Consider the following 17,133-nt stretch of genomic DNA (forward strand, 5'->3'; position numbering starts at 1 on the left):
AAAACGGAACGCCCGCGATACATTCCCGTTTTCAAATCAATGTGATGAGGACGACGTAATTCACCAGAATTTTTATCTTCGATATAAGTCGGCGCCTTCAGAGCATCAGCCGAACGGCGCATGCCCCTCTTCGCTGGAGAGGTTTTTCGTTTAGGTACAGCCATAAAAAGACACTCCAAATCCATTAAAACAGAAAAAGCAATGTCAAAAATGACAATGCTTCATTTAAAAACACCATAAAATTTTAAGATGTTATACACTGATAAACAAGAAGAGGCAATGTCAAAATGCTCCTCCTCTTACCAAAAATGACCTTCTTTTTATCAAAAATGATGTCAAAATGATCAAATGAATATCAAAAACACCGCAAAATTTGAAAATTTTATACGCCAATGAAAGCATTCTCATAAGACCTTCATTCAATTTTTATTTGGCTTAAAAAGGGATTTGCACATACAATAGAGATACGGATAAAAAGAGAAATTGATTTTTAATAAAAAACAGCGCCAATTTATGAAAACAAGAAAAAGCGACAACCTTTCTCTTCAAAACTTCATAATTTCATTTTTGTAAAAACAAAGGAAGCAAGAATGCACGAATTTACCACCCTTCTTGCAAAACATGGACACACTGTTGAAAAGCGGCTTGATACCCTGTTAAGTGATCAAATCCAAAATGGTGAAATTTCACGCCCTAAAAACTTAATCAAAGCCATGCGCTATGGTGTGCTGAACGGTGGAAAACGCCTACGTCCTTTTCTTGTGATTCAAAGTGCTGCACTTTTTGATATCCCTGTCGAATATTCTCTTGATGTTGCATGTGCCTTAGAATGTATCCATTGTTATTCGCTCATTCATGATGATCTTCCCGCTATGGATAACGATATACTCCGACGTGGAAAACCCACCGTCCATATAGCATTTGACGAAGCAACAGCAATTCTAGCAGGCAATGCTCTCTTAACATTTGCCTTTGAAATCATTGCCCATAAAGCCAGTACTTTATCTACAGACATTAGAATCAAACTGATCACGTCTCTTGCACAATCGGCAGGACTTGGCGGTATGTTAGGTGGACAAATGCTGGACCTTGAAGCTGAAAAAAAACCGCAAGGAAGTAGTGACATCATCACTCTACAACACATGAAAACAGCAGCCCTGACAAGCTTTGCTTGCCAAGCAGGCGCCATTATTGGCAATGCATCTAAAGAATTAACCGAAAAACTTACTGATTTTGGTACCTATCTTGGTTTAGCCTTTCAATTAACTGATGACCTTCTTGATGTCACCGCCAACACACAAACCCTAGGAAAGACTGCTGGAAAAGATGAAACGGCACAAAAAGCAACTTTTGTTCATCTTTATGGCATTGAAGAAACCCAAAAAAAGCGAGATACACTCATCAGTAAAGCAGAAGCATTCTTACATCCTTTTGGCGCTAAAGCACTCCCCCTCCAACAAGCAGCACACTTTAGTGCAATACGCAAAAATTAAACTTCATCCGCTCCATTGCACATAGTGTAAACCATCACCTTTGTTGAATGCATAATAGACTTTTCAAAGAAACGTTACCATTAATCTCCATTATAGTTCTTATCATGAAATGGGTGCGACAAATCTTGAGAGGGATTTCATTAAAACAAGCCGCGTGAATTTATAACACAAGTGCATTCTGGGCATTTCATTTTGCATGAAAAATACCTTCCATTAAAGAATGAACGAAAGAAAATGTGAAACAATGCGCAATCACCATGCTTTAAAAGATATTACCGTGGATGCTTTAAAGCCGAATAAAAACGACCGAAAAGAAGAAAACTCGTTTTCTCCTTCATGTCTTTAATCTTCTAACGATAAGGCAAAAAATAAACAGGATAAGTATCAAACAAGGCATTTTATAAACCCGTAAAAAACAATAAAAGAAGTACAATGCCCTAAGTAAATGCCCGCAGTAGAGAATCGTAATTTTTATGCCTTTCCACGCTATCTTGTTGTAGAAGATCAAATATGGTTACATTCTGTAAATTCACTCGTGTATTGCTTGATCTCTAAAAACACTTTTACAAAAGTACTCGTTGTTTAGTTCAAGCATCATTTTTTTGAAGCCCATATTTAAAATATCAGAAAAAAATGAACACAATGGCTATTTTGATTTTTATGCCACCCTCAAAGAACAAAGTTTTTTAACCCAATCTGCTCTGTAAACAGTCTAGATTCTTAACCGAGTAGTTTCCTCTAGCTTTCCACGCATGCGATTCACTTAAACTAAAGACTCGATAAACAAGACTTAAGAATATTCACCATGCAATTTTTAAAATATTTAATGTGTCAAACAGACAACCTTCACCTCCCCTCAAATGACAGTGTATTACGGCATAATAGGATAAATAAAGTCATCAATTTCAACAGAACGAAAGACCAAAGCAATATTATTACTGATCTCTCTTTTCTTCGCAAAAAAGCTACAAATAATTTATTTATAATGATAATTCAGCGTTATTCATATTGAATTAGAACTCTGAATACCGTAGGATTCTTTCATTTCAATCTGTGTATGTTGAATCAATCAAAATCATTTGCTTGCACCTCACAAACGGAAAAAGCCGCGTAGGGCAAAACATCAAAGAAAGGATTAAAAAATACCTCTTATGAATCGTCTCAAGAGCCAGGAGCTGTAGCAACATTGGGGAACAGCAAAGTGAATGATAGTGTCGGCGTACTCCTTCAAAAGTAGAAACATTTTTACAAAACTATGGAATAACTTCAATTTAATAATAATCACGATCACTGTAGAACTTTAATTCGTCACGCCCTTTATCTCGTTTATTCAATTCATCGCATAAAAAGAGAATTGATAAGGTTAAACAGAGAATGATCATTGAAACAGAAAGATAAAAAAGTCCTTATTATTAATATAATAGCGCAATTTAATTTATGATAGGTACTTTTTTCAAGCTAAGTGTAAATTTCCTCCTTTAAGTGAAATTTTCTTATTAAGATGAAGAGCATCATTGTAAGTGAACCTATGCCTATTGCCAAAGCTGGAAAATATGCCCACCTTTTGAAGGCATAATAAAAAACACGCAACATAGCTAAGAAAATATCGTGATGATCAATAAAGTATTATAGCCATTTAATATCTTTCGAGAGAGTTTTGCCCATTACCCATTAAATGTCATTTGTAAGTTTTTCTTGGTTTCATCATGTCATATATCGTATTGAGCTCTATACAAAAACGCGCTATTTGTTTAGTGTTTTCATTATGACAAGCTTCCATACTAGACACAAGGTCAATAACTTATGTTGTTGGGCTAATGCCATTTCCGCTTGAAGAATTAAGAAATTTTTTCGCATAATCAATCATGGGATCCGTAGAGTTCATAGACATATTATATGCCCAAATAGAATTGTTTTCTCTCCAATCATAGTCATAACGCAAACTGCTTATGACATTAGGGAACATTGCCCATGACATCTCCTCATTATAATCCACCGCGCAATAAATTAACAAAGCGTCCACATAAAACAATAAGTATGTAATGATGCCATATAATATCAAATTTGGGCGCTATATTCTGATACCACGGCTATATACGAAGTTTCTTGCTTGCTCTTGTTTTTGAAAATGTTCAAAAGCCTCGTATTTTCCATTTATGTATTCTTCGTAAAGTTTATTGTACTTCTCTAGACTATCCACGCGAGTACATCCCAACAATACCAATACAGAGACCACAACCAAAGAGAAAATACTCAAAAATAAGAATGAAAGATGCCGTTATCTCAACAAGATGATTTATATTTTAAAGGAAACAGGAATAAAACGCGTTAGATATATCAACAACAAAATCGGTCATGAGGAAAGCCTTTTTGAACAGGCTATAAATTGTCCGACTGCTTAATGAGCTCTAATGAGATAAAGTGTTACCAGGCAAGTAGCCAATGAAAATGGGAAAACTGCTCCATCACCATTCCTTAATAAGCATATGATCCGGCACAATCATTTTCTTTATCAGCGTCCAATTTTGTCAGCAACTCTTGGTGCAATATTCATGAGAAGCATTTTTATTTTTTTAATGATTGTGATGCCACGCCCATTTATAACGTACAAGCAGATGACTTTGATTGCTTCAACATACATAGATTTGAAATAAGAATAACGGATAACATTCTGCTTTCCCATTCAACATGCAAAAACAATGATGCGCCTTAATAAATAAAAGCCTTGATCCACTATAAACCCCATGAAACACACGTGAAATACGTTACTATTTTCACTGAGATTTCTTTAGGGCTCCTTCTAAAAAAAACATTGCCAACAGATAAACCAATAAATAGATACCCAAAATATAAACGAGTGAGAAAAAGCCAAATATATCGACCATATACGCACTCATGTAAAAAAATACCAATAAGCTAAATCTCCCAACGGTTGACAAGAAAGATTCATATGTAGCCCTGAAATGATCACTAATACTATCATGCAAAACAACTTCTACACGAAGATATGTATACTTAATTAAGTAAAAAATCATACAGACTAAAATAACAGCGATTTCTTTTTTCGGCTCAAAGAAAACCATTGTAAAAATCAGTGAACCCAAAAGAAACAGCAATAAAATAAAATTCACTCTTTCACTTAGTTTTGTAAAGAGAAAACTAGCCAAGAGCTGAGAGAGCAATATCAGTGAAAATGTCACACCAAGATCAAAATAAGTGACATTAATATGATGATCTTTAAATATCCACTGCCAATACTGCGAGAATATATTGAAAAAGATCAGTGAAAAATAAAAGCATAAAGAGATATAAGGAACTTTAATAAAAATAGACAACATCTCCTTAGCATCATAAATGAAAGAATTCGCTTTATTTGTTTTTTTCTCTCCTTTCAGGTCATCAAGAAAAAACAAACCAAATAGTGTTGTCATCAACATTAAAAACGCCGCGATATACCATATATATTGGCTAGAATAATCAGCAAAATATGCGCCAATTAAACTGAATATAAACATGCCGATGTAATTATATTGAGAGCTGGAACCAAGCACTTTTTTAATCGATGTCAATTTTGCTTTTGCATATTGAACAAGTAAAGCATTATAGGCCCCAGCAATCAATGTCAGCGATAAGGCATTAAAAGATTCTGCCAAAAGAAAACCATAAAAGCTTGTAGAAAATCCCATGAGACATAGCCATGTAGCAGCAAAAGCCGCTGCCAAAACGATAGATATTTTATAACTTTTTCTATCAGCAAAATATCCCAGAGGAATGTCTGTAACCATCATAATAAAAGCCTGAAACGACTTAATGATCCCGATATCAATAAGAGTTAGCCCTTTTTCAAGCATATAAAATACAATAAAGGCACCTGTTAAAATTCTTATACCGTTAAACAAAAATCCAAACGCTAATATATTTGTCATCTATTCCCCAATAACGCCACGAAAGGTGTCAATACATCCTTTTATATAAAGATAAAAGCTTAAATTTTATGACAAATATGGCAATAGCCGCTATGCGGATCTCCAATCCTATCAATTTGATATCCTGAAAATTGCTGGAAATAATGTCACGTTTAGTTTGCTATTGGATCTGTTTGAAAACAGTATTATCAAGGAGAAATGCTTGAAACCAATGAAGAAGCGCCTCAATTTATGAATAATCATCTTGTTCTCAACATGCAACCACAATGAAGACTGAATATTGATTTACAAGCAAAAACACAGCCTTTAATGAAGAAAAAATGCACTCCAAGAATTTATTTCAACCCTGTCCAAAGCGTGTATGAATATAATCACTCAAAAGCGCTTCAAATTCTTCAGCAATGTGATCACCTCGCAAAGTTTTTACCTTTTGTCCCTCAATAAAAACAGGTGCCGCAGGACTTTCCCCCACTCCAGGCAAAGAGATTCCAATATCCGCATGTTTTGACTCTCCCGGTCCATTGACGATACATCCCATCACGGCAACCTTCAAACTTTCAACGCCAGGATATTTTTCACGCCAAACAGGCATATTTTTGTATAAATCTGCTTCAATTTTTTGCGCCAATTGTTGAAAGACCGTTGAGGTTGTGCGCCCACAACCAGGACAAGCCGCAACCACAGGCAAAAATTGCCGAAAACCCATCACTTGCAAAAGTTCTTGCCCCACCTTTACTTCTCGTGTCCGATCACCACCAGGTTTTGGTGTTAAGGAAATTCGTATCGTATCGCCAATACCTTGCTGTAATAAAATACCCAAAGCCACCGAAGAAGCAACAACGCCTTTTGTTCCCATCCCAGCTTCCGTTAATCCCAAATGAAGAGCATAATCACAACGTGCCGCCAAGGTGGTATAAACAGCAATAAGATCTTGGACATCACTCACTTTAGCAGAAAGAATAATTTTATCACGTCCCAATCCCATCTCTTCAGCCCAAAGAGCCGATTGCAGAGCAGACTGCACAACAGTTTCCCGCATCACTTCAGCAACCGATAAAGGATTTTCTTGCTGTGCATTTTCATTCATAAGCCGTGTTAATAACGCATTATCAAGAGAGCCCCAATTCACGCCAATGCGAATAGGTTTATGATACCGACAAGCAATCTCAATAATTTCTGCAAATTGACGGTCTTTTTTTGCGCCAAAACCAACATTTCCAGGATTGATGCGATATTTTGCAAGCGCCTCAGCACACGCAGGATGCTCAGATAAAAGCTTGTGTCCAATATAATGAAAATCCCCAACCAATGGTACAAAAAATCCTAACCTCTCCAATCGCTCCCGTATTTTTGGTACAGCTGCCGCCGCTTCATCACGATCAACAGTAATCCGAACCAATTGTGAACCAGCTTGCCAAAGAGCAGCCACTTGAGCAACAGTTGCATCAACATCAGCTGTATCTGTATTGGTCATTGACTGTACAACTATCGGGCTCTGCCCCCCAACGATCACATCACCAACAGCAACACCAATAGACTGACGACGCTCAAGTGGTTTAGATAAAAAATAGGTCGTACTCATCAAGTCCTCAAATTTTTAAAACCTGCGCTATCAATCATCATTTACATTGACTTCCTCCGCGCTTCAAAGGACGAAAATTACACCGCCCACCAATCTTAACAGATTGCTCTCAAAAGGTTCCACCTACTAATACAATTCATAGGTGGATTCATCCTATAGACGCACCGGATAAGTTTTACTACTTCTGTTCAAGTTTATACTTCTACACTTGGGTGATTCAAAAAGAAACTGAAACCAAACAGAGACAATACTGCATTTTTAAGTTGCATGCCTATACCGTACACCCACGTCATCGCAAAACAGTGTTTTACAACACAACAGATAACGCCTATTAAAGCGCAATTTTTAAAAATGCATGAAAGACACCGCCAAATTAATCCAACACATTGATTTATAATAATCTATTTTTTACAAATTTGAATAGAAAACCAAAATATCGTAAGATTTTCTCATTTTAAATCTTCTTAATTGAATCAATCAATACCACTTCCTAAAGCCACAAGAGAACATGTAGATAAAAACTTCTTATAAACTATTTCAAGTGTCAAAAGCTATCCCAACACTTAAACAAACAAAAAATGAAGACACCGACTTACATCTTTATGAAATAAAGATGATAGAATGAATTCTACACCATTTTGTAAAAATTTTTACCTCACATCCTTAACAAACACCATCATGAAATGAATTCAAGCACATTAAGAAATTCCTCATTAAACCCAAACTCTTAACTCTCATCTCATCCACGCGCGGCATTATCAATGCAACCTTTCAATTTTCAAGCCGTTATAGCAAAACCCCAAACACAATTCCAACCGTCACGCAATAATTTAACACATGAAGGAGTCAATAAATGTGTCTATTTTCACCCAACGCCAAAAATGCTAAAATTAAAAAACGTATAGCACAATTAAAAAGAGAACTGGTCCCCGTAAATCATTGGAGTTCTCAAGATGATAGCTTTGAAAACATTTCTGAGCTGTTTAACACATGGAAACAAAAAGGCCGTCACGCGCTTTATCACCTCAACGAACATGCTACAGAATTAAAGAAAAAAGCGAAAGAAAATCCTAAAAAAACCCTCGCACTAGCAGCAGGAGTCGTTTTAGTAAGCTTCTTGCTGATCCGTAAAAATTAACAATACAACCAACAACCTTCCCTTTTAATGCCCGACTCAAAGCGGGCATTTTTTATAGTTTACAAAATATAAACTTTACGTCTTTCCCCCTAACTTTACACTTTCCTCCAAAAGATAAGTTTTCCATCCATCCCACCAGTCTATTATCCAATTTTTTATCTGGCAGTAGTCCCCCACCCCTGTCCTCAAAACACGCGGTGGCACCACATCTCAAAGGACAGTGTTGTGAGAAATTATAAGAAAATTTTTCAACATTGCATCCATCCCGCAACTGAGTTATTTCAAAAGAAGTGGAAGTGAGTAAAGATGCATGCGCTTTAATATTCTAAGGAACATTATTTACATCATGATATAGAAGTATAAGAAGCCTAAGAGCTTTAAAAGATGTATTATAAAAAACCAAACGAAATCTTCCAATGTGAATACCCATTTGCTATAAGTAAATGACACAAGAATTAAACTGAAAAAACCCAAAATTTATCCTCCAGAATCGACCCGCTGCGAAGTATCCACGTACGTAACCACAGACATCCCAGGAATGAGCTTTTCAATCCCCTCCTGCCCAGGATCTAAAGAAATCCGTACTGAAATACGTTGCGCAATTTTGATAAAATTACCAATTGTCGTATCTGTTTTTAACAATGAAAACTCCGAACCTGTCGCTGGAGCAAAACGAACCACACGCCCTGTTAACTTTTTGTTGTTCAATGCATCAACAGAAAAAACAACCGGTTGTCCCACACGCATCTGAGAAAGTTGCGTTTCCTTATAATTAGCAATAATCCAAATGTCATCAGAAATAACAGAGACCAATTGCGTACCCGGCATAACATATTGCCCTACCCTAGCGCCAACCAACCCAATATAGCCTGTTCTAGGAGATAAAATCTTTGTATGATCGAGATTAAGTTTTGCCAACTCAACACTCACCTTTGCTCCCGAAACTTCTGACTGTAAACTTTGTTTTTCAAGATTTAATTGTTTTTGCAATTGTCGTTTTGTTTCTAGGGCTGCCAAGAGTTGTGAAAGAGGGCGAGAAACAGAAATTGCCGCATCACCAAAGCCTAACTTTTTACTATCAGGAACAACATTAGAGAATGCTCGTGAACGCGCTAATTCTGCTTCTGCAGCATTAACTTCTCCCTGTAAAATCTGAGCTTGCAATTCAATACTTGCCAGTTTTGCATTTTTTGAATCGAGAACAGCCTGTGCCCGTGCAAGCTGCTGACGAAAAAGAGAATCATCAAGCTCAAAGAGCAGCATTCCCTTTTCAACACGTTGATAATCTTGCACATAAATCCGTGCAATTACCCCAGAGATCTGTGAACTAACCAGAGTAACATTGCCCTTAATGGAAGCATTATCCGTTATTTGAATGTTATTTACAAAAGGAGGAAGTCTCCAAGCCCACAAAATTAGCAAAACACCCGTAATACCTGACAGAAATGCAACAATCGTAGCTTTTGACCGTAATGCTTTTATCATTTTTTGCACCCCTCTTCTATACCATCACTCTACTTTTCTAACGCCCGCAAAGAGCATGACTTAACAACTATTGTGACAAGAAAGATAATGAATACAACCATTGAAATATAAAAATAAAGCCGAAAAACGTCATCATAAGCAAAAATATTTGCTGTTAACTTAAATTTTTCTATCAACAGAGAAGTCCCCTGTTCACTCCCCAAGCCATGAGGGACAGAAGTAGCATAAGAAGGCGAAAACAAAGTATTCATCTCACCAGAAATAAGCGGATCAGTCACAACAATATTTTGTGTTAAGGACTCAAAGTTTTTATGGGCAAAATAAAACTGCAGGCTGCCAAAAAAAGCCGATCCCATCAATCCCCCTGTCACTTGCGTTAGCAAAAAAACCGCAATAAAACTCAAAACATAACGCGGTCCTCGCTCACCAGCGATCACAAACCCTTTGAAAAGAGCAGGAGGCAAAAAAAGTGCATAACTAAAACTCACCAACCCTTGGCTCAACATCATATCTTTCGGACGTGTTAAATAGTTTACACGACTGTCTAAATAAGCTCCCAGCGCCAAACAACCTAAAGATAACAAATAAAAATAATCTTCACGCCCCGCCCGTAAAAAAAAGACACAAACAGCCCCCCCTAACAGAATACCCAATGTCACCGCAAGATACATGGGCGCCATCTCACGATTAAGCAAACCAAAAAGATTAAAAAAACCTACGGGCAAATTTGACCGCTCTAACAAAAAAACATGAAAGATCAATAAAATAAAAACAGATTGGACCATTTCTTTACTGAAAATCCAACGTAAATCAATCAACGGTTTTTCTCTATTAAGCTCAATAATAATAGCAATAGCCAACGAGAAAATAGCAAGTGCAAGCCCCCAACCAATCCATGGTGCTTCATACCACCAATACAATATGCCAACAGACATAATCACGGCATTTAATCCAAGACCAAGAGCAATCAAACCATAACTTATCCAATCTAACTTTTGAATAACCTTACTGCGGACAACTGGCGTTAGAGGCAAAGTATAGATACAGACCAAGCTGATGAGAACCAACCCCATTTCCAGAGCGGAAAGACTGGAAAAGCCACCATTTTCCAGCAAATCAGGAGAAATCAAACGTGATAAAGGCGCCGCTAAAGCCGCATTCATATAATTCAAACTAAGACCAACAGTAAACTTCTTTGCTGGAGCAAAAGCCTCCATCATATAAAGCAGCGCAAGCGAAGCCAAAGGCGCAGCAGCAATCCCAGCAAAAAAGCGAATAATCAATGCAGAACGCAAATCCGTAACAAAGAGTTGCAACACGCAAACCAAAACGAAGCCAAGGATTGATAATTCAGCAAAAGCACGCAACCCAAATTGATAGCGGATTTTGATCAACATAATCGCTACACTCACATTTGGCGCCATATAAGCCGCTACCAACCATGTTGTCTCGGTTAAAGTTGCGTGAAAATCACCCGTAAGATGGACAATGTTAGACTGAACAATATTAGCCCCTAAACCATAAGCCCATTGCAAAATAAGAGAAGCAAAAATATAAACAAAACATTTTGGCAAAGGTCCTGCAAAAATACGACCAGGACGAGGAAAAGGTTTTCCACCCCTTTTAGCAAACACAACCGTACTCTTTTTTCCGCTCATGTCACCTTTTTCCTGTATACGCTGCTACGCTTCTATCAACACAGCACCATCAGCTGACAATTGCTGGAAAAAAGCCTCTATTTTATGATTATCCTCATCTCTTGTCCCCCCTTCTAATGTCGCTTGGACCTGCAAAATCCGCTGTTCCAATACATCAAAAGAAAGATGCTCTACAGCCACAACGTGCTCTACCAATAAAGAGCAGCCCGAAAAGGTAATATTTGCAACGCCCCCGCATACAGCAAATAATTTTTCACCCAAAGAGGTGCGAACACGCACACTACCCAACACAATGCTTGCCACTAATGGCGCATGATGCGCCATAACTGTCAAAGAACCTGAGGCTGAAGGAAGAACAACAGACACTACCTGCTCTGAAAACACAATTTTTTCAGGCGATACAAGCTCAAATAAAAAATGCTCTTCTCTATTGTTTTCCACAAAAGTCTCCACAATACCCGATATAAGGACTCTCTGTTTTCTTCAACGACTTGTCCTTTTTAACGAAAAATATTCATGACAGTTTTCTCTTGAACAAGAAGCTTCTTACTTAGAAGCCTCTGCCATGAGACGCTTTCCTTTTTCAAGTGCTTCATCAATCGAACCAACCATATAAAAAGCAGCTTCTGGCAAATCATCATAATCGCCAGCACAAAGACCTTTAAAGCCTTTGATTGTCTCTTCTAAAGGAACGAGTTTCCCTGGCGAACCAGTAAAGGCCTCCGCAACATGGAAAGGTTGCGAAAGAAAACGTTCAATTTTACGCGCCCGTCCCACCAGCAATTTGTCATCTTCAGAAAGTTCATCCATTCCAAGAATAGCAATAATATCCTGGAGCGCTCTATAACGTTGTAAAATAGTTTGCACTTGACAAGCAACAGTATAATGCTCTTCCCCTACAATCAATGGATCCAACATACGCGAGAAAGAGTCAAGCGGATCAACCGCCGGATAAATTCCCTTTTCCGCAATAGAGCGCGAAAGAACTGTTGTTGCATCCAAATGAGCAAAAGACGTTGCCGGCGCTGGATCCGTCAAGTCATCGGCAGGAACATAAATTGCCTGAACGGAAGTAATAGAGCCTGTTTTTGTACTGGTAATACGTTCTTGCAAAGCCCCCATATCCGTTGCCAAGGTAGGCTGATACCCCACAGCAGAAGGGATACGCCCTAAAAGCGCTGACACTTCAGCACCAGCTTGCGTGAAACGGAAAATATTATCCACAAAGAAGAGAACATCTTGTCCTTCATCACGGAAACTTTCTGCAATTGTCAATCCTGAGAGAGCCACACGCGCACGCGCTCCTGGCGGTTCATTCATTTGCCCGTAGACAAGGGCACACTTTGACCCTTCCGTTGAACCATTATTCTCTTTTGGATTCACATTCACGCGGCTTTCGATCATTTCATAATAAAGATCATTTCCTTCCCGTGTACGTTCTCCCACACCAGCAAATACAGAATAGCCACCATGTGCCTTTGCAATATTGTTTATAAGCTCCATAATAAGAACGGTTTTTCCAACACCAGCACCACCAAACAAGCCAATTTTACCTCCTTTAGAATAAGGAGCTAACAAATCCACAACTTTAATACCAGTGACGAGAATTTCTGAAATGGTTGATTGCTCAACATATGGAGGTGCCTCTTGATGAATAGAACGCGTTTTGGTCGCAGGAATTGGCCCCACATTATCCACCGGCTCTCCAATCACATTCATAATACGTCCCAATGTTGCTTCTCCTACAGGAACGCTAATTTGCGTGCCTGTATCCACAACCTTTTGGCCCCGCATCAAACCATCAGTGGTATCCATAGCAATCGTACGAACGGTATTTTCACCCAAATGCTGCGCAACTTCTAATACCAAGCGATTGCCTAAATTCTCTGTTTCCAAAGCGTTAAGAATATTTGGCAATTCACCTTCAAATTGCACATCAACGACAGCACCAATAACCTGCTTGATCTCACCAACAGCGCCTTGTGCACGCTCTTCTTTTTTTACAGGTGTCTCTTTAGCTGCACTACGCGCAGGCGCAGAAGAAGCCTTTACATCCGCTGAAGTCTTTACATCCACTTGAGACTTCGAAGCGGCTTTTTTCACGCCGGAACGAGCAGCTGGTTTCTTTTTTTCACCTTTTTCTGTTCCTTTGCTTGAGGTTACTGCTTTTACCATCAATCCTTACCTTTTCCATTTAAAGCGCTTCAGCGCCCGCAATAATTTCGATCAATTCTGTCGTAATCTGTGCCTGACGTTGACGATTATAAGCTACCGTCAATTTATTAATCATTTCACCTGCATTGCGCGATGCATTGTCCATAGCTGTCATCTTGGCACCCATCTCACCAGCAATATTTTCTAGCAAAGCCCGAAAGATTTGCACCGAAAGATTGCGTGGCACAAGCGCCTCTAAAAGAGAAGCCGCATCAGGTTCATACTCATAGACAATTGATTGTGAACCTTTGCTATGATCTGTTTGCTCCTCAACATCTATTGCCTCAACAGCTGCTTTTGGAGCAATCATCGGAATCAAGCCAAAAGCTGTTGGACGCTGATTAATCACAGAAATAAATTCAGAATAAAACAGCGTACAAACATCGAAAGCGCCTTCATTGAATAAATCAACAATCCGTTGACTAATCATCACCGCCTCTGCAAAACCAATGCGCTTTACAGCATGCAAATCGATATGATCAATTATCAAGCCTTTGTAATCACGCGATAAAATATCCGCACCTTTTTTGCCCACAGTGATAATTTTCACTATTTTACCAGATGCCAACAATGCCTTAATCTGTTCACGTGCACGACGAGCGATTTGCACATTAAAAGCACCACACAAACCGCGCTCAGCAGTACACACCACCAAGAGATGCACATCATCTCGCCCCGTACCACGCATAAGAGCAGGCGCATCAACACCATCTACATCAGCAGCAACACTGGTCAAAATATCAGCCATCTTCTTCGCATAAGGACGCGCAGACTGCGCTGCCTCTTGAGCACGCTGCAACCTTGCCGCTGCAACCATCTGCATAGCTTTGGTGATCTTTTGTGTTGCTTTAACCGAAGCGATACGGTCTCTAAGATCTTTTAGTGAGGCCATTCAAGCATTCCATCAATTCATCACGAGAAATTTTTCGCATAAGTATTAAGAACAGTTATCAACTTATCTTTCAGCTCGTCTGTTATTTGCTTTTGCTCAGCAATTGCCTTTAAGAGATCTTGATAATCACTACGCAAAAGCACCAAAAGTCCCTGCTCAAACCGCGCAACATCAGAAACCGCCAAAGCATCAAGATAGCCATTCACACCCGCGAAAATAACCACCACTTGTTCTTCTGTTTTGAGTGGAGAAAATTGTGGCTGCTTCAACAACTCTGTCAAGCGCGCACCCCGATTCAACAGACGCTGGGTTGACGCATCCAAATCAGAGCCAAACTGCGCAAAAGCTGCCATTTCACGATATTGTGCCAATTCACCTTTAATCGAGCCAGCAACTTGCTTCATCGCCTTAATTTGTGCGGCAGAACCAACACGCGACACAGAAAGACCAACATTTACAGCAGGACGAATTCCTTGATAAAATAAATTAGTCTCTAGAAAAATTTGCCCATCAGTAATCGAAATCACATTTGTAGGAATATAGGCAGAAACATCATTTGCTTGCGTTTCAATAACCGGCAAAGCTGTCAGTGACCCAGATCCATTTTCCGCATTCAACTTCGCAGCCCGCTCTAAAAGACGCGAATGAAGATAGAAAACGTCTCCCGGATAAGCTTCACGACCTGGAGGACGACGCAACAAAAGAGACATCTGACGATACGCCACCGCCTGTTTTGACAAGTCATCATAACCGATCAAAGCATGTTGCCCATTATCACGGAAATACTCACCCATAGCACATCCAGCAAGAGGTGCAATAAATTGCAGTGGTGCTGGATCAGAAGCGGTCGCTGCAACAATAATAGAATATTCCAACGCTCCACGTTCTTCTAAAACTTTAACGAATTGTGCCACCGTCGAACGTTTTTGACCGATAGCCACATAAATACAATAAACTTTGTCTTGCTCTCGTCCAGCCCCTTTTTCATGAAAAGGTTTTTGGTTTAAAAATGTATCGAGCAAAATTGCTGTTTTTCCTGTTTGGCGATCACCAATCACCAATTCACGCTGCCCCCGTCCAATAGGAATAAGTGCGTCAATCGCTTTCAATCCGGTCGACATCGGTTCATGCACTGACTGACGCGGAATAATTCCAGGAGCCTTAACATCGACACGACGACGCTCCGTTGCTTTAATGGGCCCCTTACCATCTATAGGGTTTCCCAACGCATCAACCACACGCCCCAGCAAAGCGGGCCCCACAGGAACATCGACGATAGCGCCTAGCCGCTTTACACAATCACCTTCACGAATATCGCGATCTGAGCCAAAAATGACCACACCAACATTATCAACTTCCAAATTGAGGGCCATACCACGCACACCGTTTGGAAAAGCAACCATTTCCCCTGCTTGGACATTATCCAAACCATAAACGCGAGCGATACCATCCCCTACAGAGAGAACCCAACCAATTTCTGAAACCTCAGCCTTTTGGTCAAAGTTTTTGATTTGCTCTTTTAGAATTTTTGAAATTTCAGATGGTCTAATATCCATCAGCTGACCTCTTTTTTCAATGAAAGCTTAAGCGAAGACAATTTTGTGAGAAGAGACGTATCAATTTGAGACGACCCCACACGAACGATTAATCCACCAAGAATTGTTGGATCCACAATGCTGTGTAGTAAAACTTTTCCTCCAACGACACCTTCCAAAGCCTCACACAACTCTTGTCTTTGTTGAGAACTTAAGGGGCGCGCAGAAATAATTTGCGCAGTCACCTGCCTACGAGCGCGTGCAACACAACGCTGAAAAGCATGTAAAATACCAAATACGGCACTAAGCCTACGGTTTGTTGCAATAACGCGTAAAAAATTACCAATAATCTGACCTGCGTTTTTATCAGCAAATTGGATGTTTGCACAAACAGATTGCATCACCTTAATTTGCTCTTTAACTGAAAAGAATGGACTAAGCACAAAGCGTTTTAAATCTTTATTTTGCTCCAAAACAAGCAAAAGATCTTCCACTGCCTTTTCAACCTTTTCAACGTTTCCAGCTTCTTGAATGCAATCAAAAAGCGCTTGCGCATAGCGTTGATCTACCAACGGCAGCGGTATGAGAGAAAATGAATCCGACACGAAATACCGCCTCTTTCCCTTGAGCGACTCTCTGATAGTTATCAGATGAAATGAAACAGACATTCTCAATCTTAAGAATCTTCTTCTTAAAACCTAGAACAAAAACCTCTTGGTTTCTAGCATAGACATAGCCGACTCGCAACACCACAAATCGCTGCTTTTTAAAAATTTTAATAAAATATTCAAAATATTTTTGAAAAGAATTTTTTTTAGATATACAGGATGGCATCACAGTTTTTTTATGCCTCTTTTTGACATTCTCTGAGCAATTTTTTCACTCTCTTTGATTTTGCTTCAAATGCTCTTGCCACCATAACAAAACACTTCTTCTCTAAAAATCACTCCCTTTATCACCTCAAGACCTTTAACAAGATGCGACTGCAACTGAAAAAGTCTATTATTGAAAACTGGTAAGAAAGAAAAAATAATGAATATCCTCCTAAAAACTAAAGAAAAAATTGATCTTTTTTCTTCAAATACCCACACCTTTTAAAAAAATTCACCAAGTATATTTTCTTGTAAACACACTCTTTAAGCATACAATGCATTGATTTATAATGATAATGTATCATTTTTCATACCAGATGAGCCCCAAACATCGAAAG

Annotated in this window: 13 protein-coding genes; 2 read left to right on the forward strand and 11 right to left on the reverse strand. The window is 39.0% G+C overall.

Translation table 11 applies throughout. The features are described 5' to 3' along the window. A partial coding sequence (gene rpmF / locus U736_RS0105710; protein ID WP_026500435.1) for a 50S ribosomal protein L32 occupies nt 1-164 on the reverse strand: 164 nt, incomplete at its 3' end. Between the two features lie 426 nt (nt 165-590). On the opposite strand from rpmF, the gene U736_RS0105720 reads away from it, so the two are divergent. After that, nucleotides 591-1,493 carry a polyprenyl synthetase family protein gene (locus tag U736_RS0105720; RefSeq protein WP_026500436.1) on the forward strand — a complete coding sequence of 301 codons (903 nt, stop codon included), beginning with the start codon at nt 591-593 and terminating at the stop codon, nt 1,491-1,493. 1,801 nt (nt 1,494-3,294) lie between these two features. On the opposite strand, the gene U736_RS12790 is transcribed toward U736_RS0105720, so the two are convergent. From U736_RS12790 to ispG, 3 genes are all read right to left on the reverse strand, one after another. Then, entirely contained in the window at nt 3,295-3,459 is a 165-nt protein-coding gene (locus tag U736_RS12790; RefSeq protein WP_208434831.1) for a hypothetical protein, read from the reverse strand. 808 nt (nt 3,460-4,267) lie between these two features. Next, on the reverse strand, nt 4,268-5,419 hold the full coding sequence (locus U736_RS0105735) for an MFS transporter (RefSeq protein WP_026500437.1): 1,152 nt from the start codon (nt 5,417-5,419) through the stop codon (nt 4,268-4,270). A gap of 340 nt (nt 5,420-5,759) precedes the next feature. After that, nucleotides 5,760-7,001, reverse strand: coding sequence for a flavodoxin-dependent (E)-4-hydroxy-3-methylbut-2-enyl-diphosphate synthase (gene ispG / locus U736_RS0105740; protein WP_015856981.1), 1,242 nt, complete (start codon nt 6,999-7,001; stop codon nt 5,760-5,762). A gap of 853 nt (nt 7,002-7,854) precedes the next feature. Here ispG and U736_RS0105745 point away from each other — a divergent pair. Next, a complete protein-coding gene (locus tag U736_RS0105745) occupies nt 7,855-8,139 on the forward strand; it encodes a hypothetical protein (RefSeq protein WP_015856982.1) in 285 nt (94 codons plus the stop codon). 477 nt (nt 8,140-8,616) lie between these two features. Here the strand turns inward: U736_RS0105745 and U736_RS0105750 are convergent, their stop codons facing one another. From U736_RS0105750 to atpH, 7 genes are all read right to left on the reverse strand, one after another. Continuing rightward, complete coding sequence (locus U736_RS0105750; protein ID WP_015856983.1) at nt 8,617-9,624, reverse strand: HlyD family secretion protein; 1,008 nt, start codon at nt 9,622-9,624, stop codon at nt 8,617-8,619. Nucleotides 9,625-9,653: 29 nt separating this feature from the next. Beyond that, nucleotides 9,654-11,282, reverse strand: coding sequence for an MFS transporter (locus tag U736_RS0105755; protein ID WP_015856984.1), 1,629 nt, complete (start codon nt 11,280-11,282; stop codon nt 9,654-9,656). 24 nt (nt 11,283-11,306) lie between these two features. Continuing rightward, on the reverse strand, nt 11,307-11,723 hold the full coding sequence (atpC, locus tag U736_RS0105760; protein WP_015856985.1) for an ATP synthase F1 subunit epsilon: 417 nt from the start codon (nt 11,721-11,723) through the stop codon (nt 11,307-11,309). A 105-nt stretch (nt 11,724-11,828) separates the two neighbouring features. Next, nucleotides 11,829-13,457 carry a F0F1 ATP synthase subunit beta gene (gene atpD, locus U736_RS0105765; protein ID WP_015856986.1) on the reverse strand — a complete coding sequence of 543 codons (1,629 nt, stop codon included), beginning with the start codon at nt 13,455-13,457 and terminating at the stop codon, nt 11,829-11,831. A gap of 19 nt (nt 13,458-13,476) precedes the next feature. Then, nucleotides 13,477-14,388, reverse strand: a complete 912-nt coding sequence (locus U736_RS0105770) for a F0F1 ATP synthase subunit gamma (RefSeq protein WP_015856987.1) — start codon at nt 14,386-14,388, stop codon at nt 13,477-13,479. A gap of 20 nt (nt 14,389-14,408) precedes the next feature. Then, a complete protein-coding gene (gene atpA / locus U736_RS0105775) occupies nt 14,409-15,944 on the reverse strand; it encodes a F0F1 ATP synthase subunit alpha (protein ID WP_026500438.1) in 1,536 nt (511 codons plus the stop codon). Next, nucleotides 15,944-16,528 carry an ATP synthase F1 subunit delta gene (atpH, locus tag U736_RS0105780; RefSeq protein ID WP_015856989.1) on the reverse strand — a complete coding sequence of 195 codons (585 nt, stop codon included), beginning with the start codon at nt 16,526-16,528 and terminating at the stop codon, nt 15,944-15,946. Before atpH ends, atpA begins: the two co-directional genes overlap by 1 nt. Nucleotides 16,529-17,133 lie beyond the last annotated feature (605 nt).

The sequence above is a fragment of the Bartonella grahamii ATCC 700132 genome, assembly GCF_000518085.1.
GTDB classification, from domain to species: Bacteria; Pseudomonadota; Alphaproteobacteria; order Rhizobiales; family Rhizobiaceae; genus Bartonella; species Bartonella grahamii.